Origin of the sequence: Lacibacter sp. H375 (genome assembly GCF_037892425.1) — a bacterium.
In the GTDB taxonomy this organism is placed as follows: domain Bacteria; phylum Bacteroidota; class Bacteroidia; order Chitinophagales; family Chitinophagaceae; genus Lacibacter.
Genome location: NZ_JBBKTT010000001.1, coordinates 2,354,205 through 2,380,038 on the forward strand (window position 1 = coordinate 2,354,205; position 25,834 = coordinate 2,380,038).

A 25,834-nucleotide genomic window follows, 5' to 3' on the forward strand; every position below is an offset into this window, starting at 1 on the left:
ATTATGCTGTGAAAGTAAACTGAATGTTGGTAATTTCAAGTTCAAGCCATTTGAAATCTCCTTCTTTCAATTTCCAGGTCACATTATTTTTTACCGGTATCCTTATCCCGTTCATGGTTTTGTGATCAATGCAAGTAACCTGCCATTTTTCGATTGATGAATGATTGTTGTTGATATAATAACGGTCGGCCTCAAATTCTTCCACGTCGCCATTTGAGTTGAAACGGAATACACCCGATGCTGTTATGCCTCCATAACTCATCGTTGCTTTTGCAGTATTATCATCAATCGTTTCCCATTTTATATACTCACTGAGTGCTGCAGTAGGGAACCAACAGGTTTCGGCAAGATAGCGTATCAAAGCTCCCTGGTCTGTTTCCGAACCTTTGCTGTCTGCAATGGTAAAAAGCCCGTAAGCTTTAATGAGCATGTTCCCTTTGCCTTGTTCATACTTGTCTCTGCCGGTTATGAATAAAAAAACCGAAGGACGAATTGTTGTTTTCCATGAAAAAGAGGGAGGATCAATTGTGAAATATTGTTCCGCTTCAAATGGTATCCATTTTCCATCGGGTGTATTTTTCATTTCACCTCGTTGTTGCAGATACACCTGTTTAATTGCCGGTCGGCCAACTACGCCGCTGGCCCGTAACCATTTTTGAACTACAGGTGGTAGCGATTGAAGCTGTTGATTTGTAATTGCACTTGCTGATTTGTTTATTGGTTGTGAAAGTAATTGCTGTACTTCTTTTTTGTACATGCGGTTGAATTGCCATTCGCCCAATGCAGGAACAGTAACCAGTAAGATGATGAAGTTGGCTGCTGTTCCCATCTTCGCATCTTTCCAGTACCACACAATGAGCAATTGAGAAACGATAACAGCAGCAACAGCAATCAGAGCCCAGTTTTCTTTTTTCAGAAAATAATAAACAGCAGTTGTTGATAAAAGGATGGTTGTAAAAAGCCATAACAGCGCTGTTGGTTTAGAAATAAATTTTGTAAGTGCAGGCAGTTTACTGAAGCCAAATCCATTGGTAAAACCCATCAGGTGAATAAGGCCATGCACAAACAGGAGTAGGGGAAAAAGGTATTTCATGCTGAAGTTGTTTTGTTCTTTCGCTTCTTTATTTCTTCTTTTATCTTATCGGGCATTTCTCTGCAGCTGCAATGTTTTGCGTGTTCAATATGCCATGCAATGCGCTCCTCTAATGTTGGGTTTTTTGGCATTAGATGATGAATATGCCATTCTTTATTAAGCTTCATAGAAATAAGTATAACATCCAGTTCAATTGAATTGGATGTGTGATGAATAGAATATCGGTGATTTCTCGTTTTTGTTAGGCGCTTGTTTTCTTTGCCGGGCAACTGCTGATGCCAAATATTGCGTACAATGGACAAAAGCTTACAAGACTTGTAAGTACAAATACAGCCGCAACAACCAGTGCCACAATGCCCCAAGTGCCGGTTACAATATTCTGAAACCAAAGCAAAGCAAGTATACCTGCTATACAAAGACGAATGATACGATCGGCATTTCCCATGTTCTTTTTCATATGATGTGTTTTATGATTGAAAAAATTCTATCAGCAAGGCAATTGCAACAGCAAATCCTACGCATAATAAACACATGAGCAGCAGTTTTGCGATAGTCTTTTTGTTAATTGCCATACTGCTGTAAACCTACTTATTGGCTATGTGGTACTGTATGATGCTGATTGCAGCAATCAATGATCGTGATCATGATCGGTATAATAAAAGAGAGGGGCCGATGGATATCGGCCCCGAAACAATCACCAACCAAATTGCTATCTATCTGTGTGCGATAAATACGGGTAACTTATGTTCTGCAATCACCTCCCGCACTAAACTTTTGCGGATGAGTTGTGAAATAGCAGAACGTCCAAATGCACCGGATACCACCAAAGCACTTTCACGGTTATTTATCCATGTGCTGAAATACTTCTCAGGCCTCATATCAAGCTTCATTAATGTGAGATCGCTGAAATGTCTGGTAACGAGTTCTTCAATATTTACCTGCTGTGGAAATTCATTCTTCCCGTCTTCATGGACATATACCAGTAAAGTGGGATGTTTTGTTAATTCAGGAAACAGGTATGCAAATTGTTTAATGGCATAAACTGATGATTCACTGCCATCGTAACAAAGAATGTTTGTTTTCGGAAAATCATATTTCTCCGGCACTACTACAACAGGGCATTCTGAACGATGCAACACATCCTGTAGATACTCATTCAATTTCCCACCAAGATTTTCATAAAACACTTCACTGCCTATCACCAATACATCAGCAAATCTTGTTTCAGCCTTCAGTTCAGGCAGCGCAAAATCATACAGGTCTTCATGCACACGGTATTCCATCCCGTTTTTACGGCAGAGTGTTTCAAACTTTTCCATGTTTGCTTTCATCACTTCCGTATTACGTTCTTCTACTAAAGGAACAAACATAGGGCCGCTCATGCCATCGGCATAGCTCCATAAGTTGGCGGCTTGTGCCTGTGGCAAAAAGGCGCCGGTTACTAAAGCAGGTTCCAACTCATTCAGTTGACGGGCAAATTGAAATGCACCGTTTGAAAAATGAGTTCCGTCGAATGCCAGCAGAATCTTTTTCATGATGAATGATTTTGAAGGTTAAAGATCAATTACAAGCGAACTATAAAGAATGACACGCAATAGCCGGGGGGCTGATTCGGATCATAAATGTTTTTTATTTAATATTTCGTCCCTTTTTTTACTCATGGCCTGTTCAATCTCGCCTTTGTTGAGCCGCTTTTCCGGCGGGATATAGTTCATCCCCAAAAACCTGTACATCTCTTCTTCTGTTTCTCCGGCCAGCCACTCATCCTGTTCATTGAAAATGCCGTATTCATTTATTTTGAAGCCACGCTCTTTTGCAATGCTGCGGAGTTTAATGTTGTGTTCTTTTGAACCGGTGAAATACAGCATGGCCGCTCCAAATTCATGATTACTGACTATACGCACATCCACCTGTACCTGCTGCTCTTTTAATACGATGCTTGCTTTGGTGCGCCCTGCTGCTATTATTTTTTCAATTCCAGGGATACTTGTGAATTTGCTGATGATCTTTTTCCGGTCTTTTTCGTTGGCTGTAATGATCAGGTCAATATCGCCAATCGTTTCTTTTCTTCTCCTCAAACTGCCTGCCAGTTCTGCATGTTGTACACCGGGGAATGTTTTCACCAAAGCCAGTAGTTTGTTGCCAATCTTTTCTGCATCAGCAAGTGCCAGCCGTTGTTTATTTTCTTTCTCCAGTTTCAGCGCCTGCATCATATTGCTGATCTTTTTAGGTCCAAAGCCTTTCAGTTTGCTCAGGCGGTTATGCAGCAATGCATCTATCAGGTCTTCTTTCGTATTTATATGCAGTTGCTTATGCAAAGTTCGCAAAGTGGCCGGACCAAAACCAGTGATATTCATCAGCTCCAGTAATTCAAACGGTACTTTCTTTTTGAGTTGTTCATAAGTTTTTATTTTTCCGGTATGCAAGTACTCCAGAATTTTTGTAGCAATACTTTCGCCAATGCCTCCCAGTTCATCAAGCGTCTTCACATCTTTATACAACGAAATGTCTTCACTCATGTTAAACAGCATTTTCGCAGCGTTTTCATAGGCAATCGCACGAAAGCGCTCAGTTGCTCCCAGATAACTGTAGCAATCGGCCATGCTGTGAAAAATTTTTGAAAGACTGATATTATTTGCCGGATGTTTCATGTGCTGTGTAAAGGACCGCCATCTTTTATTAGTCTTTTATGAGTAGCATCAAAGAAAGATGTGATGGAAGTCATTTATTTTCATGATGAAATGAAATAGCTTACATCTCTAAAATCAAGCGATATGAATGCAAACATTGCACTTGAAATACGAGAGGTAATGGGAGCACTGCATTACAGACCTTCCATTTCAATCATTCTCCCGTTTGAGCCGAAAATGAGTTTGAAAACCGAGTTAATGTATTTGCTGAAAACAGCAGTAAAGAAAGTGGAGGATGAGTTGCAGGCCGAATATCCTGGTGAAATGTCGTCGCTTGTTCTGGCAAAGCTCAATACCCTTATTAAAAATTTAAATTTCAATACGCATAAGAAAAGTATTGCTTTGTTTGTTTCACCTGTTTTTGAAAAAGTATTGTACCTGGATGTGCCAGTTGAAGAAAAGATCATTATTGATGAATCATTTGAGATAAGAGATCTTGTGTTCAGCAAAAAACAATTACACAAATATCTTTTGTTATTGCTGAGTGGAAAGGAAAGCAGGATGTACTTAGGTAACAGTGGTGACCTTGTACGCATCATTTCGGACAGACCTGAACATATTGATGCTTATGTAAATGAAGCACCTGAAAGAGTTGCTAATTTCTCCGATGTCTCAGACCGCCGAGAGATCATGATGAAGAAATTTCTTTATCACATTGATCATTCACTTGATATTGTTTTGAATGCTTATCAGCTGCCTTTGTTTGTAATGGGTACCGATCGAATACTGGGGCATTTCAAACAGATCACACGACATGAAAAAGCTATTGTGGAAATCATACATGGTAATTATGAGGAGAGTTCGCCTGCGCAGCTGAAGGAAATATTGCAGCCATATATCAACGATTGGAAGAAAGTGAAAGAAAAAGATCTGCTCAACCACATCGAGGAGGCCGCAGGCAAAAAGAAACTGGCTATCGGCATGAAAGCTGTTTGGCACGATACTTCACATAAGAAGGGACAGTTGCTGGTGGTAGAGAAAAATTACATGTTTCCTGCACAACGAAGTTCAACTGCTGATGTAATTGAAAAACTCGAGGAGCCGTACAACCGGTTCTCCTATATTAAAGATGCAGTGGATGATGTAATAGAACGTGTGCTGGATAATGGTGGTGATGTTGAATTTGTAGATGAAGGATTATTACAGCAGTATGAGCATATTGTGCTGATCAATTATTACTGATGAACAATATTGTACATCGAAAATTTATATGGAAGCAGTTGCCGTTATTATTATGGTTTCTGCTTCCATTTTTCCTTTTTGGGCAAACCGCAAAGGAAATTGTACAAAAGGCTGATTCCAGGATGAGAGGCAATACTTCAATTGTAGAGATCACCATAAAAACAGTGCGCCCTTCCTGGAGCAGAACCATGGATGTAAAAGCATGGACAAAAGGAACAGATTATTCGCTGATTCTTGTTCAATCGCCTGCAAAAGATAAAGGCATTGTATTTCTGAAACGCAAAAAGGAAGTGTGGAACTGGATGCCTTCGCTTGAACGCATTATTAAACTTCCACCTTCTATGATGAGCCAAAGTTGGATGGGCACTGATTTTACCAACGATGACCTGGTAAAAGAATCTTCTGTATTAAAGGATTATGATCACTCACTTATTGGTGATACAGTCATTGGCAGCCGCAATTGTTATATTATTCAAATGATTCCGAAAGCAGAAGCGGCTGTGGTATGGGGCAAGCTGATTGTATGTATTGACAAAACAGATTTTATTGAACTTCATACCCGCTTTTATGACGAAGAGGGAGTACTCATTAATAGTATGAATGGTTATGATGTAAAACTGATGGATGGACGACTGATTCCTACACGGTTTGAAATGATTCCTGCAGATAAACGAAATCATAAAACCGAAATGATCTATCGTTCGGTACAGTATGACCGTCCAATCAACGATGGATTTTTTACAACAGAAAAAATGAAAGTTGTTTCATAATACGTTTTTGCGAATTAATAAATGCAGCCAACAGAACAAGCGACTTTTCAGGATTATAATAACTGGCGACCTTATGCAAAACAGCAGAAGAACAGAGTCAACTGAATATGCTCTATCCGTTTATTGGACGTGGTTAGAAAAATAGATGCTTATGCTGTTAAAGCTCGCCTGGAAAAATATGTGGCGTAACCGCAACCGCACCATTATTACAATGGCGTCGATCTTCTTTGCTGTAATATTATCGGTTAGTACCAGCAGCCTTCGGGATGGTATTTTTGATAATCTTGTAAAAAATGTAGTAAGTTTTTATACAGGTTATGTGCAGGTACATAAAGCTGGTTACAACGATGAACAAATATTGGATAATAGTTTTGCGGCATCTCCTGAAACAGAACAAACCATTTTACAGGACAAAAATGTAAAAGGCATAACAGCCCGGTTAGAATCTTTTGCTCTGGCATCATCTGAGAGCATTACCAAAGGCTGTATGGTAGTGGGTATTGAACCTGAAAAAGAAAATCAAATCACTTTACTTAAAGATAAAGTCACTGCCGGTACTTATTTAAACAAAAATGATAACAGTATACTGTTGGCAGAAGGGCTGGCGAAACGCCTGCAATTAAAATTGCATGATACGCTTGTACTTATTGGCCAGGGTTATCATGGTAGTACTGCTGCAGGTAAATTTCATATTAAGGGTTTATTACACTTCGGTTCGCCCGACTTGAATGATAAAGTATTGTTTATGCCGTTGTCAACCGCACAGGAATTTTACAGTGCATACGGTATGCTCACATCTTATATTCTTTTGCTGCATAATACAAAATCAGCAGAATCAACTGCAGTAGATGTAAACCAACTGCTCGGGAATAACTATGAAGTGCTCAGCTGGGGAGAGCTTATTCCCGACATTAAACAACATATTGAAACCGATACCAACAATGCCAAATATGTACAAGGTGTATTGTATATGCTCATCTGCTTTGGCATTTTTGGTACACTGCTGGTGATGATGGTGGAACGAAAATTTGAAATGGGTATGCTGGTTGCGATTGGTATGAAAAAGATAAGACTCATGCTGTTGTTGTTAATGGAATCTGTATTTACGGTTCTCGGTGGCTGTATGCTGGGCATTATTGCCAGTATTCCGCTGCTGTATTATTTCAACCGGAACCCAATAACGATTGGCGGAGAAACTGCAGCTACCTATGAGCGCTTTGGGTTTGAACCCATATTTCCAACATCGCTTGATGCATCCAATTTTATAAGGCAGGGAATTATTGTTCTCGTCATTGGTTTGGTTTTATCGTTGTACCCGATGTATAAAGCAATGCGTATAAATCCGGTTACTGCTATGAAGAAATGATTATATGAAATAAACGGAGGAGGAAATAAGTGCCAATGTAAGTAGCCTTCGGGTATTGTATGATAGAAATTAAAGACAACTAATCATGAAAAAGAAAATTAAAAATGGTATGCTCTTATTCACTGTTTTATCAGTAGCAGGCAGCATTGTAAATGCACAGGGAATTTCAAGAGTTACCCTGCAACCCATGAAAGTGGTTTACATTATTGATTCGGTTGTAACAGCCGACAGCTTTCCGGTAAAGATGGGGAAAGACTATGGATTATTGTTTTCATTGATCGGGCAGCAGCAATTAAAACCAGGCAGAATAATGGGTATCTATCATACAGCTGCTCCACCTTTTATTTTTGATGTGGCAGTAGAAGTTGATCGGGAACCTGATCAATTAACCGGTGCAGTACAATTTAAAACCATTGAAGGCGGCGATGCTGTTGTTGTGCATTTCAAAGGACCGTATGAACAAATTGAAAAAGCTTATCTGCAAATAGAAGAATGGCTAAAGAAGAATAATAAACAAAGGGCCGGACCACCAATGGAAGTGTATTTAAATGACCCTGCAACAGTAAAAGACAAATATGAATTGCTGACGGATGTTTATCAATTGATCAAGTAGGCAAGAGTAAAGAGAGCGACATCAGTTTAAATGTACAGTTCAAAAATGAAAGTGCATCAATTAAGCGAAAACGGTTCACACGAAAATTTGATATGATGTAAATGATCAGAATCACAGCTGGGCTTGATACAAAGCATTACAAACTCTTACTAAATGTGGTTGTTTTGAAACCGAAAAATAAATTTATTAATTCAAGAAAATGTCAGTCATGAAAGAAGAAAGAGATGCCGAATTATGGCAGCAGGCAAAAGCAAGGGCTGATTTTAAAACACACCTGATCAGCTTTGTAATCATAAATGGTATGCTGTGGATTATATGGCTGGTTACAGCAGGTATTGGCACGCATCCATGGCCCATATGGCCAACAATGGGCTGGGGAGTTGGGGTAGTGTTTAATTATTTAGCCGTTTATAAATTTAATGATACAGCAAAGAAGGAATATGAGAAGTTAAAAAAGCATCATGTACAATAACAAACGGAAGTAAATCAGATATTTTTTTCACCATTCCACTGAAGTACGGGAAAGTAGTTAGTTGTTTACTAGCTGTTCGATGTAGTTGAACCGCTCAGGAAAATAGATTTCGATGTAGGGTTTCAGATTTATTTACTACCAGACTGCAATTGCCCCTGATCATGTTATCGTATCATAAACATTGCAATTGCATGATACCTGCCTTGATGTTTGTGATAGTAGCCCGACTGCAGACTATCGCACTCCTATAACGGAAAAAGTATGAAGTCCTTCTCATGAAAATGATTACTGATAAATCCAAGTCGGATAGTAATGAAGAATCGCAGAATTCCAGGCACAAACCTTCAGGCTCTCTATCATTTATTAGTAAACAGACACAGATGAATTTTATGATTAAAATGATTCATTATGAAAAAGACTTTTCTTTTAACAGTAGTGTTGGGTTGCTTTATTGCAGCCTCAGCTCAGCAAATTGTGTATGGCAATAATGTCTCCATCAGTAAGCCGGTTTATGAAGATGTATACATTGCGGGAGGCACCGTCAATATTAATGCTCCGGTACATGGTGATTTGGTAATTGCAGGGGGCACCATTATTATCAATGATACGGTTACAAACGATATACTGCTTATCGGCGGAGAAGTTACGTTTAATGGTTATGCAGGAGATGATCTTCGTTGTGCAGGTGGAAACCTGCGTATCAGCAAAAATGTAGCTGGTGATGTGGTGATAACCGGTGGTACGGTTATTATTGATAGAGCTGTCAGCATAGGCGGTTTATTGGCAAGCGGAGGTAAAATGACTATAGACGGAATTGTAAATGGTATGGTGAAAGGTGCTTTCGGGGAACTATATTTAAATGGCACCCTGTTAAAAGATATTGATTGTCGTGGCGGAAAAATTACAGTGAACGGAACTGTTAACGGCAAATCAACTTTGGCTGCGCCGAATATTAAGATCGGTAATGATGCAGTATTCACCAATGATGTTCGTTACTGGAATAAACAAGGTTCAATTGATTTTAAACAGTCACTTAAGAACAGTAAGGCTACTTACGATCCTTCACTTCGTATCCGTACCGGCGAATGGTATTACCTGGGTGCAGCAACAATTTTGGCTTTGCTGTGGTGGCTGAGTATGGCTTTGCTGATGATTGTAATTGTTCAGTATTTATTTTCTGCTCTTATGAAAAAAGCTGCTGATACTTTTTTCAACAACACATTAAAATCATTGGGTATTGGGTTCCTGTATTTTATTGCAGTTCCGGTTCTTGCAATAATTGCTTTTGTAACAGTGGTAGGCCTTCCGGTAGGATTTTTATTGATCGTTGGTTATTTCATTTTGTTACTACTGGCTTCAGTAATTACATCGGTACTGCTTGCAAACTGGATGAATAACCGGAATAATTACAACTGGAATTTCTGGAGAATGGTATTTGCAGCGTGGGGCATCTTCATTCTGCTAAAATTAGTAACCCTTGTGCCGTTTGCAGGATGGTTGATTATGCTCTTCCTGGTGTGTGCAACGTTTGGAAGTATCCTCTTGAATATATCATGGCGAAAAAAGGCAGCCATAATTGTTAGATAAATAGGTATAAAACAAACGTATGATTTTGATTATGGCATGGCGAAACATCTGGCGCAATAAAATGCGGAGCATTGTCATTATGCTCTCCATTGCATTGGGCTTATTTGCAGGAATCGGTGTGCTGTCGTTGTACAAAGGCATGATGCGGAGCCGTGTGCGTACGGTAATTGATGCCGAAGTTGGCCATTTGCAAGTACACGATTCCAATTTTAAAAAAGATTACGAACCTGCATTTGTTATCAGCAATGGTTTGGGGATTTTAAAAAAAATCCGCAGCATGCCAGGTGTAAAATTTGCAGCGCCCAGAAGCATAACCAACGGAATGCTGGCCACTGCAACAGGAAGCGCAGGTGTACAGATTAACGGTGTAGAGCCACAGGATGAATACAATGCATCTCAACTGAAAGCTAAAATAATGGATGGGAAATTATTTGACAGTACAAAGAAGAGTGAGGTGATGATTGGGAAAAAGCTGGCGAAGAAAATGAAACTGAAAACAGGATCGAAGTTGGTGCTTACGTTTACAGACTCATCCGGCACGATCGTTTCCGCCGCTTTTCGTGTAGTTGCTGTGTATGAAAGCAACAATGCACCGCTGGATGAACGGAATGTATATATCAACATTCATTCGATGAACGAACTGCTCACTACAGGTAATACCTTTCATGAAATTGTTGTATTGCTTAACAGGGATGAGGATGTTCCATTGCTGCAGCAACAAATGCAGCAACAGTTCAGTAATTATAAAATTGAATCATGGAAAGAAATTTCACCTGAAACAGATTTAATGGTACAAACTACCGATCAGCTTTCATACATACTTATGACCATCATCATGTTTGCGTTGGCATTTGGCATTATTAATACCATGCTGATGGCAATACTGGAACGCACCAAAGAAATTGGAATGATGGTAGCGCTGGGAACCAGTAAGATTAAAATGTTTCTGCTGGTGTTATCAGAAACCGTTTTTCTTACACTGGCAGGAGCACCTGTTGGTGTTTTAATTGGCTGGCTAGTTATCAACTATTTCAATAAACATGGGTTGGATATGAGCGGTATGGGAAGGGAAATGATGAGCAGTTTTGGTTACAGCACATTGATTTTTCCGGAGTTCCCATCGGATAAGCTTGCGGGTGTATTATTGATTGTTTGCTGCACCGCACTGCTATCTTGTTTGTTCCCGGCAATAAAAGCTTTGAAGCTGCAGCCGGTGGAAGCATTGAGAGGCATGCGCTGAATTCCCTTCAAGGGAAGAGAATTACTAAGCACATAAAAAAGTTGTTCGAATGATTAAGTGATGATAAAATAAATTTTGTTGAAATGCCCATACGGATGAACTCGTTCTGCACGGGCCTAATTACAAAACATGAAAAACGAACGAAACACCAGTACTGTACACCTAATAACAGGTAACGATGGTAAGATGGAAACCGTAATTGATGCGCATAACATCAGTAAGGTGTATAATCCTGAAACCATACCGGTGTATGCTGTCAACAATGTGCATCTGCATTTGGAGCGTGGTGAGTTTACTGCATTGGTTGGTCCGTCAGGTTCGGGTAAAACAACATTGCTCAACATGATCGGTGGATTGGATAAACCCGACCAGGGAAATATCATGATCAATGGTGTGGATATAACCAGGCTTTCTGCAAGACAGCTGATTGATTTTCGTTTACAGAATATCGGTTTCGTTTTTCAATCGTACAATTTAATCCCGGTATTAACGGCAAAAGAAAATGTTGAATTTATTATGCTGTTGCAGGGAGTGAAGAAAAAAGAACGGGATGAACGGGTGAAGCAATTATTCAAACAGATCTCGATGGAAGAAAAAATGGATACACGTCCGGCGCAATTATCCGGCGGGCAACAGCAACGGGTAGCTGTTGCACGAGCACTTGCATCAAAACCACAATTTATTTTGGCAGATGAGCCGACAGCTAATCTTGATTCAAAGTCGGCAGCGAATCTGCTCGATATTATGGCCGATCTGAACAAGGAAGAAAACATTACGTTTCTTTTTTCTACGCATGATCAACGTGTCATCAGCAGAGCAAGAAGGGTCATCACATTGGTTGATGGAAAGATCGCATCAGATACTGCTGCTGTTGACATCACGCAGGCTCACACACTTGAAACAACCTGAATGAAAGCCTCTCTATTGATAGTATCGGTTCTGTGTTGCCAATTTGCCTGGGCACAGGATAGCGTTGAATCAAAAGAAAAATGGGAGGTAAAAGGTTATCTCAAAAACATGGAGAACCTTACGTTTGATCATTTGAGCAAGCAGGTTACGTCCGGTAATTTGTTGCATAACCGTATTAATATAAAATGGATGCCCTCTTCAACGTTTACGGCTGTGGCACAAATACGCAACCGTTTATTCTGGGGCGAGGAAATAAAACAGACAGCTTCTTTTTCATCACTTCTGAGAAATGAAAATGAAAAAATAAATCTGCAGGTACAATGGGTCAACTCTTCATCTGTCGTCCTGCATACAAATACTGAGCGCTTGTATATTGATTACCGAACGGAAAAATGGACTGTAAGAGTTGGACGGCAACGCATCAATTGGGGTGTAACAACTACCTGGAATCCCAACGATGTATTTAACTCTTATAATTTTCTTGATTTTGATTATGAAGAACGTGCAGGGGTAGATGCGGCCAAACTGCAATACCAGTTTAATGATTTCGGAAATATTGAACTTGCGTATGCATCTATCGGTAATAACAAAGGCGATATTGCCGCTGCCCGTTTCTCCTTCAATAAATGGAATTATGATTTTCATGTACTAACCGGTTGGGTGTATAAACAGGCTTCAGCAGGAGCAGCATGGGCCGGCAGTATCAACGAGAGTGGAATAAAAGGAGAGCTGCAATATTATTTCAATAGTAAGGATAAGGATGATCGTTTGAATGTTGTACTGGAATGGGATCATATGTTTAAGAAAGGCTGGTATGCAAATTTCAGTACGCTTTATAACAGCAGAGGTATTGATACGGTGGTGAATAACTTTGGCACTATTAATCTGAAACTGTCGCCACAAAACCTGATGCCCACCAAATGGAATTTAATTGCAACGGCATCAAAGGAAATTACTCCCTTATTGTCGGCTAATGTGAGTGTGCTTTATACACCAGGTACCAACCTTTTGATATTGCTTCCTGCTGTTCGTTATAATCTTGCAACTAATCTTGATGCGGATCTTGTTGGGCAGAGTTTCTTTTCTGAACTCAATAGCTCATTTCGTGCAGTGAGTACACGAGCCATTTTACGAATGAAGTGGAGTTTTTGAAGTGTGAGTACAGAACTTGTTTCAGGCAGTATACTTATTGAAAAGACCGGTAACATTTTCATGAGTTAAATTGAAAATACTACCGGCCTGTCATTACACGAAGAGTTCCCGTAAGACTATTTCTGCTGCAGGATATTATTTTTCACCATTTCATTAATGATCAGCTTTCCGTACTCATGTCCTAAGCTTTCTGAGTTAGCAGGATCAAATGATTTTGTTTGTACAGAATAGATCAAGGATTGTGTACTCATGTCATACACATTACTTTCCCAAAAATATTCAGTGTCGGTAACATAATATCCTTGTTCATAAATCCTGTAATTAAGCGTTCCATAATACCCCCAGAAGCGATTGTAATAGATGCCATAGGGTGAGTAGTAAAGGCGGCCCGGTACATAGCTGCGTTCTTTTTGTTTATCGAGCAGCACAATAGTGATCACCGCATCGACAGCACTCGCTTTTAATTTGCTAACCGCTTCAGCTTCGGTCATATTGCTGAAAGCTTTTGGTCCGTATTCACTTAATGAGCCTACTGCATTGTAGCCTTTCTCTTTCAGGTCACCCACCAGGTGTGCTTCCATTTTCTCCTGCAGGCTCCTGTCTGTATCACGGATCAACCCGAGTACCAGTATTTTACTGTATTGCTTTGCTTCAATGTTTTGTGCCTTCCAACTGCTTGTAATTTTTGTAGAGGTACATCCTGTGAGCAAAAAAACAAGAAGTACTGCCAGCCATTTTATCTTTTTCATATTTACCTGTTTTATTTTTTCACAGATAATGATAGCAGGCGGTGAAAAAGAGATCAGTAAACAACAATTCGTAATGCTTCTGTTTTTACAGGGGCTGATTCTTTAGGAATATAAATATGCAGAAGACCTTCTTTGTAAGATGCTGATGCTAATTCAGGGTTTACATTGTCAGGCAAAAGTATATGCCGGTCGAAGCAATCATAATTGAACTCATGCAAATGAAAGTTTTCAGTAACACAATCAATACTGCTCTTCACAAACAGCGCAATTGATAAAATATGATCTTTCACTGCAAGTAGAAAATTCTCCCGTTTTACGCCGGGTATGGCTACTTCAATAGTAAAACTCTCTGCTCTGTCACGCACATTCACCAATGGCTGCACAACTGTACCTTCCCTGTGTAACTTCAGTTCTTCAGCCAAACGTTCAAGTTCAGGTAAAGGAGTATATTCTCCGGGATAGATATAGTGCACGCTGCTTTTTGAAGTATAATGTTCCATATTTAAGATTTACAAGTTTGGCAATCGGTTTTTTCGCACCACCTTGTTTTCATAAGCAGGTACATACTTTCAACAGGGACTAGGTTAATGTTTAATTTCAGGAATACATACTTAGTTTAATAGAATTTTTCTTTTTGTTGCAGGTTATTGATATAGGTTTTCACGTCTTCATCCGTTACCTGTTTAAAATCGTCGTAAAAAGCACCAACGCCATAGAACTCTTCTGCTATCAGCAAACAAATGAACTCATCTGTTTCTTTTGCTAATTTTTTGTATGCTTCTGCAGAAGTAACCGGAACAGCTATAATTATTTTTTCGGGTTCTTCTTTGCGTATCACTTTCAACGTGGCCAGCATGGTGTTACCTGTGGCAATACCATCATCCACAATAATGACTGTTTTACCTTTCAATGGAAGAATTGTGCGATCACCCATAAATTTCTGCTGCATGTCTTTTAATTTATCCTGCACTCTCTTTACTTCCTGTTGAATATATACTTCCGTTACATCATCATGTGGTATTACAAAGTAATCACTAAGGCTGGCAGCACCAATGGCATATTCTTTATTGATAGGATGACCAATCTTTTTCGTGAGCACCAGTTGCATGGGGAAATTTAATTCACTTGCAACTGTATATGCAACAGGCACACCCCCTCTGGGAACGGCCAATACAACACATGGGTCTATCACATACTTCTTCAGTTTAAATGCTAACTGTAAACCCGCATCCATTCTGTCATTGAATGTCATGGTTTTTTCGTTTAACTGTTTATGCATTCACTGGCTGCAGATATTTCAGAAACCATTTTGCTGCAAGCTTTTCTACAATTTCCATTTTGCCTTCTTCTTCAAACAAATGCGTGGCACCCTCTACAATATCAAGGCGTTTAACACAGGTAAGCTGTTCGTATGCCTGGCGGTTCAGCTCAAGTACAACAGCATCTTCTCCTCCCACAATCAGTAAAGTGGGAGCAGTTACTTTATATAATTCATCTGCTGCCAAATCTGGCCTGCCACCTCTCGATACCACTGCTGCTATTTCCGGTAAGCGTGCCGCAGCCTGCAATGCAGATGCAGCACCTGTACTGGCACCAAAATAGCCAATGCTGCAACCTGCTGCAGCCGGATGTTTTTCCAGCCATTTGGTAACATTATACAGGCGCTGTGTGAGCAGGCGTATATCGAAACGATTTTGGTAACGCCTATCTTCTTCAAGTGTGAGCAGGTCGAACAGCAAGGTTCCGAAATTCTGTTCGTGCAGGTAAGCAGCAACCATGCGGTTGCGTGGACTGTGTCGGCTGCTTCCGCTTCCATGTGAAAAAATTACAATACCCTCTGCATTTAAAGGAATAATCAATTCACCCTCCAGTACAACAGTACCGAGCGGAATATCGATTTCACTATTAAACCGGAAATTCATCATTGCTTCTGGTTTTTCTTATGGTAAAACAATCGGCGACTTTGCTCTTATGTTTATTTCGTACTGTGCGAGTTGTGTTAAACGGTCGTCAATTTGTTTTTCCTGCACTTCTGCCTTATGGAAAAAATTAGCAGCTTTCTCCATACCCAATGTGTTGGCAAAAGCGGCAGATGTTCCATAAGCACTGATCTTAAAATGATTGATCATTTGCACGCTTGCCAACAGGCAGGCGTCTGTCACTTCAGCGTCGGCACACATAACCAGTTTTTCATTTGTATCCTGAATATAAGCGCTCATGATGCGGTTCATAAGACTTAATGAAGTAAGCCGTTCCGCATTTACAAATTCTTCCAGGTTGGTCAAATGTTCGCCAATGTCATCTTTGTACCTCTGCAAAACCGTTTTCAGTTTCAATGAACTGGCTTTGCTGATCCATTGAGGTAATGCATTGCTCAATTGCATTTCTGCACTGGAGAATTTACTTGCTTCATGATCGAGCAGGTTGTGGAGCGTTGTAATAGTTGTGAGTTCCTGTTTCATATGCATGCATTTTATCGTGACCGAATATATTTCATTGAATAACTTTTTCCAATGATGACTATCATGCGATTTCTGACTATACTCATTGCTTTTTGTGTTAAAAAGAATGTGTTTTGGAATGATGATTGTGGCTCTCTTTTTCGCAATAAAAAATGTTCCCCCGGAACTACTATTAAAATAAAAATGAAGACATGAAACTGTTTTTATTTCTGCTTACGGCATTTGTGGCTCTTACAGCTATTGTATCAGGGGCATTACTTATGAGTTACCCCGAAGGTTCTTTGTTCGGCATGACAACTGCGTTACTTAAAGCAACACCGTTCGGTAATTTTTTTGTGCCTGGTTTAATACTTTGCATTGTGGTGGGCGGAACAAATCTCATAGCTGTACTGCTTAATATGCAGAACCACCCGATGCGTTACAATTGGAGCATTGGCGGCGCCGTAATGCTTATAGGTTGGGTGGTAGTGCAAATGCTGCTCATTGCTGTGCTGCATTGGTTACAGTTTGTATATCTCGGTATTGGATTAATGATGTTGTTGCTGAGCTGGCAATTGAAAGGTAAATGGGCGGTGTGAAAAATTGACGTATCATTTCTTCTTTTCCGCTTCTTTCTTCTGCTTTTCCAATCGCCTGAAATAACCCCTGAACAAAAAATTAGTTTTCAACGCTTCCATGTTCTGGTTAAAACCATCGGTTCCTTTTTCAATATTCTGCAAACTGTTATTCAGCTTTTGCACAAGAATAGAATCTTTCAGTAAACTATGAACAGGGCCTTTGCCATAGTTCAGATCGTTTTTAACAGAAAGAGTAAAAGCATGTAAATCGGTTGCCAGCGAGTCGGCATTGCTGCCCACCAGTTTTATTTTTTCAATGGCTTCATTCAGGTTGTAAGCAATGGCTGTATCAGTAATAATTTTTCCCAGCGATCCTTTGCCTTGTTTTACATCACCAATAATGGTTTGCAAATCTTTCACCATCAAATCTGCTTTTACTGTTGCTGAGCGAATGTTATTGACTGATGCAAGAATATTTTTAGGTAATGCTTTGTTGTCGAGCACTTCCCACAAAGCTGAGCTGTTGTTAATGCGGTGAACAGTTGTTTTCAGATCTTCTGAAATAACAGCTACGTTCTGGTTGGTGCGGTTCAAAAGCTCCAGCATCTCATCGGTGCTGATGATTTTCTTGGTGCGTAATACATCGCCGCTCACTGCAAATGCTGATCCGTCTTTTGCGGGTGTGATCTGCAGTAATTTATTTCCCATCAAGCCATCGGTTGAAATGCTTACCACATCATTCACACGGATATATTGTTTCATGTCTTCTTCAATCAACATCGTTACTTCTATGGATGTATCGTTAATGATGGAAACTTTTTTTACTGTGCCCACCTGTATACCTGCATAACGGATATTGTTGCCTGGTGTTAAACCCTGCACATGTTCAAACCTTGCTTTCAAAACATAATTACGGCTGAAGAGATTGCTGTCTTTGCCAATCATATACAAACCTAAAATGAGCAGGAACAACCCGGCAAACATGAAAATGCCCAGTTTGATGTTATTTATTGTTTGCTTTGCCATTGTTCAAAAAATTGTTTTACGAGCGGATCATTATTTTGTTCCAGTTCCTGATAGCTTCCTTGCGTATAACATTTCCCATCGATCAGCATTACAATTCGGTCGGCTGTCATGCGTATGCAATTCATATCGTGTGAAATAATGATCGATGATGTGTTGTATTTCTCACCCATTTCCAGCATCAGTTCACTGATCTCTTTAGCAGTGATGGGGTCAAGCCCTGTTGTAGGTTCATCATACAACATGATCTCCGGATCTAGAATCAATGTTCTTGCCAATGCAATGCGTTTACGCATACCACCAGAAAGTTCAGCTGGCATCATATCAACGGTGTGTGCCAGGCCAACATTGGTTAGCACTTCCATCACTTTATCATTGGTTTCTGCTGCTGTTACTTTTATCCAATGACGACGCAACGGGAATTCAAGATTCTCACGCACCGTCATTGAATCATACAAGGCATTACTTTGAAACAGGAATCCCACTTTTGCACGAAGTATGTCTAGTTCTTTTATGTTGAGCTTTATCACATCTTCATTTAAAACCATTATGTCGCCTGCATCCTGTTCCAGTAAACCGATAATGCATTTAATGAGTACAGATTTTCCTGAACCTGATTTGCCCAGTACAACAACATTTTCTCCTCTTAATACATCGAGATTAAAATCTTTCAGCACATGATTGTTTCCAAATGATTTATACAAATGCCTGATTGAAATAACCGGCTCACGGTTTTCTTCAGTTATAGTTTTATGTTGTATTGTTTTCTCCTCAAACATTATTCATCAGTTTAAACCAAGCAGGTCAGTGATCTGGACAGCCAGCAGATCAATTATAAATACTGCAACGGAACTTACCACTACGGCTGAGTTAGCTGCACGTCCAACACCTTCTGTTCCTTTTTGTGCATGGTAACCTTTATAGCAACCGATCATACCAATAGCAAACCCAAAGAAAAATGATTTGATAAAAGCGGGCATCACATCGCTGAATGCCAAACCATCAAACACCATTTTAAAAAACAATTGAAAACTGGTAACACCTCTTATGTTTACACCAATATAGGAGCCGTATAACGCAATGGCATCACCTGCAATGACCAGCAGCGGCAACATGCATGTTGATGCAAGGACTCTTGTAACCACTAAATATTTGTAAGGATTGGTGCCGCTGACTTCCATAGCATCGATCTGTTCAGTTACTTTCATGCTGCCCAGTTCTGCACCAATGCTGCTGCCAATCTTACCGGCAAAGATCAAGGCCGTTATAACAGGCCCTATTTCCCGTACAATTGCTATGCCTACCATTTCCGGTAGTTCAGTTGCAACGCCGTAATCGAGCAGGGCAGGACGAAGTTGCATGGTGAGTACAAGCCCCATAATAAAACCCGTAAGCCCCACAAGAGGAAATGATTTGTAACCGATCATGAAACATTGTCGAACAAACTCAGTGAATTCAAAACGAGCCTGCATAGTTTGTCCAATGAACCTGAGGGAAAAACGACCAAGAAGGCCGGTTTCAACGAGCATCTTTTTCATTGTGGCAAACATGACTGATTTATATCAATACCAAATGTTGACAATAATCAGTTGCTGCCAAATGAAGACCGTCAGCCTTGCTTGTGACGCATATCAGAAGCAAGACTGATTTTAAAACTAACCAGCATCTGCAAGGCCTTAAATTTTAGATGGGTATAATAATGGCAGGTGCATATTTATTAATGAGGTGTCTGATAGGTAGAATGCTAATCCTCTTTATGCAATTGAATCAAATAATCAAACAGGTTTGTTTCGGTACCTATGCCTAGTTTCTTGCGTAAACGGTAACGGCTGATCTCTACACCACGTACAGAAATATTCATCAGCTGTGCAATTTCTTTGGTGCTTAAATTCATGCGCAGGTAAGCGCATAGTTTTATTTCATTGCTGGTAATGGATGGATGTGTTTCTTTTAAGCTTACAATAAAATCACTGTGTACTTTATCAAAGTGCTTGGTGAAGTTTTCCCATTCTTTATCCATGTTATCATCTTCACCTAATGATTTCATCATCTTCTTCAATTCACTAACAGCTTGTGGGTTGTCTGATACTTTCATCACATGCGCCAACTCTGCTTTTATCTTAGTGAGTAGTTCACCTTTCTTTACAAGGTGCATGGCAGAAGAGGCAAGCTCAGAGTTTTTAAAGTTGATCTCTACTTCCAGTTTTTCATTGCGCAACGTTACTAATTCACTTTCTGTTTTACTCCGCTCCAGTTCGTAGATATATTGTAAACGTTTTTGTTCTTCATCATGTTTGGCTTGTTGTTCCTTAAACTTTTTCTGTTGCCATTTAAACAATGCATACACACCTGCACCAAATAAAAGCAAGTAAAAAAGATAGGCCCACACTGTTTGATACCAGGGCGGCAGCATCTCAAACGCATATACAGCGGCTTCCGATTCGTTGCCAAGATTATTCCGCACTTTTACTTCAAAGCTATAGCTGCCTGCAGGCAGGTTGGTGTATTCTTTTTCTGTACGCTTACTCCATTCGCTCCAGTTGTTATCAAAACCATTCAAGCGAAAACTGTATTCTAGATTTGATTGCAAACCAAACAATGGTGAAGCAAAATCGAAACGGATCGTTTTCCAACTGTTGGCTACGCTATGCACATCAGTTTTTTCCTGCAACTGTTTTTCATTTATAGCTTTGAAGTAGCCGCCAAACAAAAGACTATCGGTTTGGTTGATAATCCTTACAGCACGTATCTGCACTTGCAGGTTGGTGGCTGTTTGTTTATACTTCTCATAATTGATATGATAAAATCCTTTTTCACCACCAAGAAAAATATTTTGTTCATTCACTGCATACAAAAATTCAAAGCCACTTAACATTTTTGTGTTCAGCTCAGGTAAATAAATTACAGCAGGTTCTTTTCCGGACAAATCAATTACGCCTAACGTTTTTTCGTGTATGAACCAAACATTGCCGGTAGCATCTTCTTTCAGGTAACGCACACTTTGATTACCGATTATCTTTTGATAAAAAGCAGAAGGCGCAAACTTTTTTGATTTTTGATCAAACACATATACACCCTTCTCAGTTGCAACAACAACTTCATTCTTTACTTTATAAACATGATTATTCAGAATAGAAGGCAGACCATGTTGATTGGTATAAGTGGTTATGCTATACTTCCCATCTCCTGATTGAACAAGCTCATACACACCATGGTAAGGATGCGATATCCAGATATGATCATTTTCATCGATTGTCACAAACCTTGACGATTCGGTAAAACTTGGTACTGCTCCCGCTGAAGTAAACTGACCGTTGTTGAAATTGAAGAACTGAAGATTCTTATATGTACCTGAAACAATTTTCTGCGCCGGAAAAGTGGAAGAAAGCGGAACGAAATTCCAAAACCCTGCATCGTTTGAAAAAGGAACGGCTGTATTATCCTTGATGAGGAATGCACCTTCATGATGACCGAGCAAGAGTCGGTTGTTAATCTCTGCCATACCCCAGGTTTGCCCCTTAGTATTATTTACCGGTTGAAAACTTCCTTTACTGAAACTGAGATCACTCATTTGTTGCAGACCAACACTAAATAATCCATTTGATGTGCCAGTGTAAAGCCTGTTATTATAAATGATAGCGGTATAGCCCGAGCCATCCTGTCCGAATGGAGTAATATGTTTAATGGCGCTGTTGTACGCAATAAAATCCACACCATTATCAAGCCCCAGCCAGAGATTGCGTTGGTTGTCGAGAAATATGCTGAGGACATTGTTATTCTGTAATCCTTCGGTTTTCGAAAAGGTTTGAATAATGTTCCCTTTCAGATCAATGATGTAAACGCCACTGTTGTTTGTAGCCAATGCCATCCACTCCTTATTAATAGGAGTAGTTGAATAGATCCGTTCACTTTGAAACAGGCTGTTATTAGGCGAAACAAGTTTAGAGAGAGTATTGCCGGTAAAATGAAAGATGCCATTCTTAAGAGTGGTGATCAAAATGCTGTCTTTACCGGCAGGAAGAATACCTGTAACGGGATCATTCGGCAACGGGCCACCGGTTACTGGTATGGTTGACATTACATTATTCTCAAACTGGAGCAAACCATTTACAAAATCGTGTGCAAAGAGCCGGTCGTTGCAAACACCCATATACGACCATTCAGAAACAGCCCTAAATGTTGCGACGGCCTGGTTGCTGAACTTGAAGATTTTGGTAGATGTACGGAAGAACACATCCTTTTTGTAAGCAACAATATCCCACACATCGCCAAAGGATTTGTCTCTTTCGGGGATAAACTCATTTAGCGGATAATAGATCAACCGTCCATTGGCTGCGGGGGCAAAATACCCAAGCTCGTCTTGCCCGCCTACGTATATTTTATTATCGGTACCGATCTCTACTGACCGTACTATGGTGCGATTGGGTAGTGGGAAAAGCGTCCAATACCTGCCATCAAAACTTAATAAACCTTCATTGTTGGCTATATAGATGATGCCATTCTTGTCCTGCTTAATATCCCAGTTCTGCAACCCTGCAGCATACGATTGTTTGGAGTAATTGATTACATCAGGCAGGCCAATTGTGTTTTGGCCCAAGCTTGTTAAAGGAAAAAGAAAGAAGAGAAGCAAATTCTTCATCAGCAGGCATCGTAATTAGAAAGTGAATGTAAAGAAATTTTGCTGATGTAGTATTGATGTAGTATAAATCAATTGATAATCAATTTATTGAATTTTCTGATGTAGTAATGATGAGGCATATTATTTCATTGCTGTAGAGGTTGAGAATAACTTTAGCTTCTCAATTCCCCATCGATTATTTAATAACTAAAACGATTGCTTTATGAAATGTAAGTACACAATTCTGTGTCTTGTAGTTTTCCTCGGCATTTTTTTGCAGCAGTCTTTCGCACAGAGTTTATCTGTTTCCGGAAGCGTAAAAAACAAAGCAACGGGTGAGCCATTAGTTGGCGCAACCGTGCAGGTAGTTGGTTCATCAAATTCCACGTTTACCGATGCCACTGGCCGTTTCACAATTTCTGCTTCCCGTGGTGCTGTACTGCTGATTACCTACACCGGGCTGGCCGATTTCCGTTACACTGTAACTGGTTCCGGCACTGCCGATATCCAACTTGAAGAAAGTTCCTCTGCCAGCCTTGGCGAGGTAGTGGTAGTGGGTTACGGTACTCAGCGGGTAACAAAAGTTTCAGGTGCCATCTCTACTGTGAAGGCTGCTGATATCGAAAAATTGAAACCAGTGCGTACTGAAGAAGCCTTACAAGGTCGTGCTTCGGGCGTAAGTGTTATTCAAAGTGGTTCCCCAGGTTCGAAGCCAACGGTGCTTATCCGTGGTATTCCTTCGTTCTCCGGTGTTGACCCCACTGTTATTATTGACGGTGTTCCCCAAACATTAACCGATTTTAATTCCATTAACCCGGCCGATATTGAATCAATCAATGTATTGAAGGATGCATCGGCAACGGCTATTTATGGTGTAAAAGGTGGTAACGGTGTTATCGTTGTTACAACCAAAGGTGGTCGCAAAAACCAAAAGGCAGATATCACTTTAAGCACCAACTATGGCGTGCAGCAGGTAATGAATACCATTGGTGTATTAAACGCCACAGAATATGGCGCCATGCTGAATGAGGGTAGTGTAACAGCAGGTGGCAGCCCCATCTTCCCCAACCTTTCAACGCTTGGTGTTGGCACCAACTGGCAAAACGAAGTATTTAAAAATGCTACTTTCCAAACGCACAACATTGCTGCAAGAGGTGGAAGCGATAAAATGACTTACTTCTTGTCTGCTGCGTTCCTGAACCAGGGTGGTATTGTTGGTGGAAATGACAAATCGAGATTTAACCGTGGCAACTTTACCGCCAATCTTAGTTTTGATCTCACCAAAAAATTAAAATTCTTTTTAAATACAACAGCAGTTCTGCTCGACAGCAGAGGTGTGCAGGAAAATTCATTCAACAGCGTGTTAGGCAGTGCGTTGAATTTTGATCCAACTGTTCCGGTCTTAAACACTGTACCAAATACAGTTGGTAAATATGGTTTCAGTAACCTGTTGTTGTCGGAAATATTTAACCCACTTACAAAACTGGATAATACGTATAACAAGAACATAGGTACAAAACTGTACGGCAAGTTTGAGATGCAATATACCATCATCAAAGGGCTTTCTGTAAGCAGCCGTTTTGGTTATACAAAGTACGACGGTAATGCAAAAAGCTTTAATCCATTAGTGTTTTATGGCCCATTGAATGTGGAGAACAGTATGGATGCCAGCGGTGCAAAAATAGCCGGACGTTTCAACAGTGTCTCACACGAAAAATCGAGCAACTTTAATTACACCTGGGAAACCTATGGTAATTATAATTTCGAAATTAATAACAAACATAATTTTGAAACAGTAGCAGGTTTTTCACTCGCAAAAATTTCAGGTAATGCAGCAGGTGCAAGCCGCCAGGACGTACCATTTAACTCATGGGACTTTGCTGACTTCACCGCAGCTACAGGAAATAATAACGCAACAAACAGCAATGCACTCAGTGGTTACTATTACCAGTATTTCAGAAAGAATATTTCTTATTTTACCCGTTTGAATTATGATTATGAGAACAAATATTTAGCATCGTTTACTGCACGAAGAGATGGTTCGTATGCTTTTGGTACAGATAATAAGTTTGCTAATTTCTTATCAGGCTCTCTCGGCTGGGTTGTAACAAATGAAGACTTCTTTAAATCTTCTTTTATTGATTATCTGAAAGTGCGTGGAAGTTATGGTTCAGTAGGTAATGAAAATGTAAACCCACAAGCAGTACGTATTGTTACCGGCGGCGTAAACACCGGTTATGGACCAACAGCAAACAGCAATGGTTACACATTTGGTGACGTGCCTTATAATGGCTCTACTGTTGGTACCGCTGCTAACCCCGGCTTGCGTTGGGAAAATCAATTACAGATGAATGTTGGATTTGATCTTACGTTCTACAAAAAGAAATTCTCTATTACTGCTGATTATTTTGAGAAGAAAGTGGATGGTTTATTATTTACACCCTCTATTTCTTTATACCTCGGCACACTTGAAGCGCCGGTTGCGAATATTGGTTCAACTTCAAGCAAAGGTGTAGATCTTACATTGGGTTATAATGAAACGATCGGTAAAGATTTCAGACTCACTACTTCGTTAAATTTTACTACATCACGTAACGTTGTAACTGCAACCAATGATGATGGTACCGCAAGAATTCCCGGAGGATTTTATTTCAACGGTCAATCACAATCGGTAACTGTTTTTGAAAAAGGACAAACCCCCGGTTATTTCTATGGTTACAAAACCAATGGATTGTTCCAAACCTTTGATGAAATTTCGAAAGCTCCAACACAGGCAGGTGCACAACCGGGTGATATCCGTTTTGTAGATGTAAATGGTGATGGCAAAATCAACGCCGATGATCAAACCAAGATTGGTGATCCGTTCCCCGAATTTACAATGGGTTGGAACCTTGGTCTTGAATACAAAAATTTCGACTTTAATATGTTTACCTATGCTTCGGTTGGTAACGAGGTGTACAGGGCTTATGAGCGTAATGCAAACTTCAGTAACAAATCAAGAGATGTATTAGGCCGCTGGACAGGTGCAGGCACTACAAATGATGTGCGTACCCCACGTTACTCATTTACTGATGCCAACAGCAACATCCGTGTATCAGAACGTTATGTAGAAGACGGATCGTTTGTAAAAATCAAAAACCTGTTATTAGGTTATACATTCCCTGAAGCAGCTACCAGGAAAGTGTTCAGCCGTGTGCGTATTTATGTGCAGGTGCGTAATGCATTCACCTTTACCAAGTACACCGGTTTCGATCCTGAGATAGCAGGTGGTATTCTTGATACAGGTGTTGATCGTGGGGCATATCCACAGGCAAGAACCTATTCAGTTGGTCTTGATATCAAATTATAAGT

The 25,834-nt window shown here is 40.1% G+C and carries 25 protein-coding genes; 11 read left to right on the forward strand and 14 right to left on the reverse strand.

What is annotated here, in order from left to right; all coding sequences use genetic code 11:
- Position 1: 1 nt before the first annotated feature.
- The 5 genes from WG954_RS10440 to WG954_RS10460 form a co-directional block, all read right to left on the reverse strand.
- Entirely contained in the window at positions 2-1,093 is a 1,092-nt protein-coding gene (locus tag WG954_RS10440) for a DUF6544 family protein (RefSeq protein WP_340436197.1), read from the reverse strand.
- Entirely contained in the window at positions 1,090-1,260 is a 171-nt protein-coding gene (locus WG954_RS10445) for a hypothetical protein (RefSeq protein ID WP_340436199.1), read from the reverse strand. The genes WG954_RS10440 and WG954_RS10445 overlap by 4 nt, the downstream gene beginning before the upstream one ends.
- 74 nt (positions 1,261-1,334) lie before the next feature.
- Complete coding sequence (locus WG954_RS10450; protein ID WP_340429264.1) at positions 1,335-1,550, reverse strand: YgaP family membrane protein; 216 nt, start codon at positions 1,548-1,550, stop codon at positions 1,335-1,337.
- Between the two features lie 256 nt (positions 1,551-1,806).
- Entirely contained in the window at positions 1,807-2,628 is an 822-nt protein-coding gene (locus tag WG954_RS10455; protein WP_340436200.1) for a universal stress protein, read from the reverse strand.
- 81 nt (positions 2,629-2,709) lie between these two features.
- Positions 2,710-3,744: a helix-hairpin-helix domain-containing protein gene (locus tag WG954_RS10460; protein ID WP_340436202.1), complete on the reverse strand. Its 1,035-nt coding sequence runs from the start codon at positions 3,742-3,744 to the stop codon at positions 2,710-2,712.
- A 123-nt stretch (positions 3,745-3,867) separates the two neighbouring features.
- Here WG954_RS10460 and WG954_RS10465 point away from each other — a divergent pair, with 123 nt between their 5' ends.
- The 9 genes from WG954_RS10465 to WG954_RS10505 all read left to right on the forward strand — a co-directional run bounded on the left by WG954_RS10465 (position 3,868) and on the right by WG954_RS10505 (position 13,074).
- Positions 3,868-4,965: a baeRF3 domain-containing protein gene (locus WG954_RS10465; protein ID WP_340436204.1), complete on the forward strand. Its 1,098-nt coding sequence runs from the start codon at positions 3,868-3,870 to the stop codon at positions 4,963-4,965.
- Positions 4,965-5,735 carry an outer membrane lipoprotein-sorting protein gene (locus tag WG954_RS10470; protein ID WP_340436206.1) on the forward strand — a complete coding sequence of 257 codons (771 nt, stop codon included), beginning with the start codon at positions 4,965-4,967 and terminating at the stop codon, positions 5,733-5,735. The genes WG954_RS10465 and WG954_RS10470 overlap by 1 nt, the downstream gene beginning before the upstream one ends.
- Positions 5,736-5,886: 151 nt before the next feature.
- Positions 5,887-7,101, forward strand: coding sequence for an ABC transporter permease (locus WG954_RS10475; protein WP_340436208.1), 1,215 nt, complete (start codon positions 5,887-5,889; stop codon positions 7,099-7,101).
- 85 nt (positions 7,102-7,186) lie between these two features.
- Entirely contained in the window at positions 7,187-7,714 is a 528-nt protein-coding gene (locus WG954_RS10480; protein ID WP_340436210.1) for a GyrI-like domain-containing protein, read from the forward strand.
- Positions 7,715-7,922: 208 nt separating this feature from the next.
- Complete coding sequence (locus WG954_RS10485) at positions 7,923-8,186, forward strand: 2TM domain-containing protein (RefSeq protein WP_340436213.1); 264 nt, start codon at positions 7,923-7,925, stop codon at positions 8,184-8,186.
- A 408-nt stretch (positions 8,187-8,594) separates the two neighbouring features.
- Positions 8,595-9,773, forward strand: coding sequence for a hypothetical protein (locus WG954_RS10490; protein WP_340436215.1), 1,179 nt, complete (start codon positions 8,595-8,597; stop codon positions 9,771-9,773).
- A 19-nt stretch (positions 9,774-9,792) separates the two neighbouring features.
- The gene (locus WG954_RS10495; RefSeq protein ID WP_340436218.1) at positions 9,793-11,013 is read left to right on the forward strand and encodes an ABC transporter permease; all 1,221 of its coding nucleotides are present in this window, start codon (positions 9,793-9,795) and stop codon (positions 11,011-11,013) included.
- Between the two features lie 129 nt (positions 11,014-11,142).
- A complete protein-coding gene (locus WG954_RS10500) occupies positions 11,143-11,922 on the forward strand; it encodes an ABC transporter ATP-binding protein (protein ID WP_340436219.1) in 780 nt (259 codons plus the stop codon).
- Positions 11,923-13,074, forward strand: a complete 1,152-nt coding sequence (locus tag WG954_RS10505) for a hypothetical protein (protein WP_340436221.1) — start codon at positions 11,923-11,925, stop codon at positions 13,072-13,074.
- A gap of 116 nt (positions 13,075-13,190) precedes the next feature.
- Here the strand turns inward: WG954_RS10505 and WG954_RS10510 are convergent, their stop codons facing one another.
- The 5 genes from WG954_RS10510 to WG954_RS10530 form a co-directional block, all read right to left on the reverse strand.
- The gene (locus WG954_RS10510) at positions 13,191-13,823 is read right to left on the reverse strand and encodes a hypothetical protein (RefSeq protein ID WP_340436223.1); all 633 of its coding nucleotides are present in this window, start codon (positions 13,821-13,823) and stop codon (positions 13,191-13,193) included.
- 53 nt (positions 13,824-13,876) lie between these two features.
- Complete coding sequence (locus WG954_RS10515; protein WP_340436225.1) at positions 13,877-14,323, reverse strand: Hsp20/alpha crystallin family protein; 447 nt, start codon at positions 14,321-14,323, stop codon at positions 13,877-13,879.
- A gap of 116 nt (positions 14,324-14,439) precedes the next feature.
- Positions 14,440-15,075: a phosphoribosyltransferase gene (locus tag WG954_RS10520; protein ID WP_340436226.1), complete on the reverse strand. Its 636-nt coding sequence runs from the start codon at positions 15,073-15,075 to the stop codon at positions 14,440-14,442.
- Positions 15,076-15,094: 19 nt separating this feature from the next.
- Positions 15,095-15,748: a dienelactone hydrolase family protein gene (locus tag WG954_RS10525; protein WP_340436228.1), complete on the reverse strand. Its 654-nt coding sequence runs from the start codon at positions 15,746-15,748 to the stop codon at positions 15,095-15,097.
- Between the two features lie 15 nt (positions 15,749-15,763).
- Complete coding sequence (locus WG954_RS10530) at positions 15,764-16,285, reverse strand: YciE/YciF ferroxidase family protein (protein WP_340436230.1); 522 nt, start codon at positions 16,283-16,285, stop codon at positions 15,764-15,766.
- A 191-nt stretch (positions 16,286-16,476) separates the two neighbouring features.
- Here WG954_RS10530 and WG954_RS10535 point away from each other — a divergent pair, with 191 nt between their 5' ends.
- Positions 16,477-16,863: a hypothetical protein gene (locus WG954_RS10535; RefSeq protein WP_340436232.1), complete on the forward strand. Its 387-nt coding sequence runs from the start codon at positions 16,477-16,479 to the stop codon at positions 16,861-16,863.
- A gap of 12 nt (positions 16,864-16,875) precedes the next feature.
- On the opposite strand, the gene WG954_RS10540 is transcribed toward WG954_RS10535, so the two are convergent.
- From WG954_RS10540 to WG954_RS10555, 4 genes are all read right to left on the reverse strand, one after another.
- Positions 16,876-17,868, reverse strand: coding sequence for an MlaD family protein (locus WG954_RS10540; RefSeq protein ID WP_340436234.1), 993 nt, complete (start codon positions 17,866-17,868; stop codon positions 16,876-16,878).
- A complete protein-coding gene (locus tag WG954_RS10545; RefSeq protein WP_340436235.1) occupies positions 17,850-18,644 on the reverse strand; it encodes an ABC transporter ATP-binding protein in 795 nt (264 codons plus the stop codon). Before WG954_RS10545 ends, WG954_RS10540 begins: the two co-directional genes overlap by 19 nt.
- Positions 18,645-18,650: 6 nt before the next feature.
- Positions 18,651-19,403 (reverse strand): MlaE family ABC transporter permease, encoded by a 753-nt coding sequence (locus tag WG954_RS10550; protein ID WP_340436237.1) that lies wholly within the window; start codon positions 19,401-19,403, stop codon positions 18,651-18,653.
- Between the two features lie 206 nt (positions 19,404-19,609).
- Positions 19,610-22,504, reverse strand: coding sequence for a ligand-binding sensor domain-containing protein (locus WG954_RS10555; protein WP_340436239.1), 2,895 nt, complete (start codon positions 22,502-22,504; stop codon positions 19,610-19,612).
- Between the two features lie 202 nt (positions 22,505-22,706).
- Between WG954_RS10555 and WG954_RS10560 the strand changes: the two genes are divergently transcribed.
- On the forward strand, positions 22,707-25,832 hold the full coding sequence (locus WG954_RS10560; RefSeq protein ID WP_340436240.1) for a SusC/RagA family TonB-linked outer membrane protein: 3,126 nt from the start codon (positions 22,707-22,709) through the stop codon (positions 25,830-25,832).
- Positions 25,833-25,834 lie beyond the last annotated feature (2 nt).

What these genes read in the sequence shown, in the direction of transcription:
- WG954_RS10440 (WP_340436197.1), bottom strand. Translation starts at nt 1,093, where the DNA reads ATGAAATACCTTTTTCCCCTACTCCTGTTTGTGCATGGCCTTATTCAC.
- WG954_RS10445 (WP_340436199.1), bottom strand. Translation starts at nt 1,260, where the DNA reads ATGAAGCTTAATAAAGAATGGCATATTCATCATCTAATGCCAAAAAAC.
- WG954_RS10450 (WP_340429264.1), bottom strand. Translation starts at nt 1,550, where the DNA reads ATGAAAAAGAACATGGGAAATGCCGATCGTATCATTCGTCTTTGTATA.
- WG954_RS10455 (WP_340436200.1), bottom strand. Translation starts at nt 2,628, where the DNA reads ATGAAAAAGATTCTGCTGGCATTCGACGGAACTCATTTTTCAAACGGT.
- WG954_RS10460 (WP_340436202.1), bottom strand. Translation starts at nt 3,744, where the DNA reads ATGAAACATCCGGCAAATAATATCAGTCTTTCAAAAATTTTTCACAGC.
- WG954_RS10465 (WP_340436204.1), top strand. Translation starts at nt 3,868, where the DNA reads ATGAATGCAAACATTGCACTTGAAATACGAGAGGTAATGGGAGCACTG.
- WG954_RS10470 (WP_340436206.1), top strand. Translation starts at nt 4,965, where the DNA reads ATGAACAATATTGTACATCGAAAATTTATATGGAAGCAGTTGCCGTTA.
- WG954_RS10475 (WP_340436208.1), top strand. Translation starts at nt 5,887, where the DNA reads ATGCTGTTAAAGCTCGCCTGGAAAAATATGTGGCGTAACCGCAACCGC.
- WG954_RS10480 (WP_340436210.1), top strand. Translation starts at nt 7,187, where the DNA reads ATGAAAAAGAAAATTAAAAATGGTATGCTCTTATTCACTGTTTTATCA.
- WG954_RS10485 (WP_340436213.1), top strand. Translation starts at nt 7,923, where the DNA reads ATGAAAGAAGAAAGAGATGCCGAATTATGGCAGCAGGCAAAAGCAAGG.
- WG954_RS10490 (WP_340436215.1), top strand. Translation starts at nt 8,595, where the DNA reads ATGAAAAAGACTTTTCTTTTAACAGTAGTGTTGGGTTGCTTTATTGCA.
- WG954_RS10495 (WP_340436218.1), top strand. Translation starts at nt 9,793, where the DNA reads ATGATTTTGATTATGGCATGGCGAAACATCTGGCGCAATAAAATGCGG.
- WG954_RS10500 (WP_340436219.1), top strand. Translation starts at nt 11,143, where the DNA reads ATGAAAAACGAACGAAACACCAGTACTGTACACCTAATAACAGGTAAC.
- WG954_RS10505 (WP_340436221.1), top strand. Translation starts at nt 11,923, where the DNA reads ATGAAAGCCTCTCTATTGATAGTATCGGTTCTGTGTTGCCAATTTGCC.
- WG954_RS10510 (WP_340436223.1), bottom strand. Translation starts at nt 13,823, where the DNA reads ATGAAAAAGATAAAATGGCTGGCAGTACTTCTTGTTTTTTTGCTCACA.
- WG954_RS10515 (WP_340436225.1), bottom strand. Translation starts at nt 14,323, where the DNA reads ATGGAACATTATACTTCAAAAAGCAGCGTGCACTATATCTATCCCGGA.
- WG954_RS10520 (WP_340436226.1), bottom strand. Translation starts at nt 15,075, where the DNA reads ATGACATTCAATGACAGAATGGATGCGGGTTTACAGTTAGCATTTAAA.
- WG954_RS10525 (WP_340436228.1), bottom strand. Translation starts at nt 15,748, where the DNA reads ATGATGAATTTCCGGTTTAATAGTGAAATCGATATTCCGCTCGGTACT.
- WG954_RS10530 (WP_340436230.1), bottom strand. Translation starts at nt 16,285, where the DNA reads ATGAAACAGGAACTCACAACTATTACAACGCTCCACAACCTGCTCGAT.
- WG954_RS10535 (WP_340436232.1), top strand. Translation starts at nt 16,477, where the DNA reads ATGAAACTGTTTTTATTTCTGCTTACGGCATTTGTGGCTCTTACAGCT.
- WG954_RS10540 (WP_340436234.1), bottom strand. Translation starts at nt 17,868, where the DNA reads ATGGCAAAGCAAACAATAAATAACATCAAACTGGGCATTTTCATGTTT.
- WG954_RS10545 (WP_340436235.1), bottom strand. Translation starts at nt 18,644, where the DNA reads ATGTTTGAGGAGAAAACAATACAACATAAAACTATAACTGAAGAAAAC.
- WG954_RS10550 (WP_340436237.1), bottom strand. Translation starts at nt 19,403, where the DNA reads ATGAAAAAGATGCTCGTTGAAACCGGCCTTCTTGGTCGTTTTTCCCTC.
- WG954_RS10555 (WP_340436239.1), bottom strand. Translation starts at nt 22,504, where the DNA reads ATGAAGAATTTGCTTCTCTTCTTTCTTTTTCCTTTAACAAGCTTGGGC.
- WG954_RS10560 (WP_340436240.1), top strand. Translation starts at nt 22,707, where the DNA reads ATGAAATGTAAGTACACAATTCTGTGTCTTGTAGTTTTCCTCGGCATT.